The 1,200-nt window shown below is 62.7% G+C and carries 1 protein-coding gene; it reads right to left on the bottom strand.

Annotation, left to right across the window (positions count from 1 at the left end; genetic code table 11):
• Nucleotides 1–1,099 (bottom strand): amino acid permease (locus QM716_RS23045; protein ID WP_283306457.1); only part of this gene is annotated, 1,099 nt, incomplete at its 3' end.
• Between the last annotated feature and the right edge of the window lie 101 nt (nt 1,100–1,200).

Raw genomic sequence — 1,200 nt, 5'->3', positions numbered from 1 at the left:
CACCGGAGGAGTTGACCAGGAACAGGAAGACCTTGTCCGGGGAGAGGTAGTTCATGCCGACGGTCAGGAAGCCGACGATCGTCGAGACCAGGACCGCGCGCATGGGGACGCCGGTCTTCTCGATGCGTGAGAGCGCTTTGGGGGCGTCGCCGCGACCGGCGAGGGAGAAGATCATGCGGCTCGCGGTGTAGAGACCGGAGTTGAGGCAGGACAGAACCGACGTGAGGACGACGACGTCCATGATGTTGCCTGCGGCCGGAATGCCGTAGGAGTCCATGACGGCGACGTACGGGCTGAGCGCGACGGATGCGCTGTCCCAGGGAAGCAGCGTGACGACGACCGCGATCGAGCCGATGTAGAAGATGAGAATTCGCCAGACGACGGATTTGACGGCAGCGCGAACAGCTTCGAGCGGGTTGGCCGATTCACCGGCTGCGATGGTGGCGATTTCGGCGCCGAAGAACGAGAACACGACCACAAGGACTGCAGCGAGCATGGCTCCTGTGCCGTTCGGCAGGAAACCGCCGTGACCGGTCAGGTTGGTCATTCCGGGTGCTTCGACGCCCGGCATCCATCCGCAGATCGCCACGACACCCATGCCGAGGAACGCGATGATGGCGACGACCTTGATGGACGCGAACCAGAACTCGAACTCACCGAAGGACTTGACCGAGATGATGTTTGTCAGCGTCAGCACGATCATCAGAATCAATGCCCAGGTCCACTGGGGAACGCCGGGAACCCAGCGATTCATGATGAGGGCACCGGCGGTGGCCTCGATGCCGAGCACGATGATCCAGAACCACGCGTACAGCCAGCCGATCGAGAAGCCCGCCCAGCGGCCGATGGCCTTGTCGGCGTACGACGAGAACGATCCGGTTTCCGGCGACGCTGCCGACATCTCGCCGAGCATGCGCATCACGAGGATGACGACGACGCCGGCGAGTGCGTAGGAAATCAGGACACCTGGGCCCGTTTCCTGGATCGCCACACCGGAGCCGACGAACAGTCCGGCGCCGATGACGCCCGCGATCGCAATCATCGACAGATGCCGCTTCTTCAGCGTGTGCTGAAGTGCCGGCTGGTCTGTACTGGACATCAGTACTCCTTGTGGGCTGTTCGGGACGTGGATCTCGGTGACGCTCTTCTGGAGCGCATTTTCGATAGCGCCAGTGTCGGACCTTCGGCAAGCTCGCGTCA

The organism is Rhodococcus sp. IEGM 1409 (assembly GCF_030056735.1).
Classification (GTDB): Bacteria; Actinomycetota; Actinomycetes; order Mycobacteriales; family Mycobacteriaceae; genus Rhodococcus_F.
The sequence above is the reverse complement of the archived record's forward strand: the minus strand, read 5'-3'. Positions and strand labels throughout refer to the sequence as shown.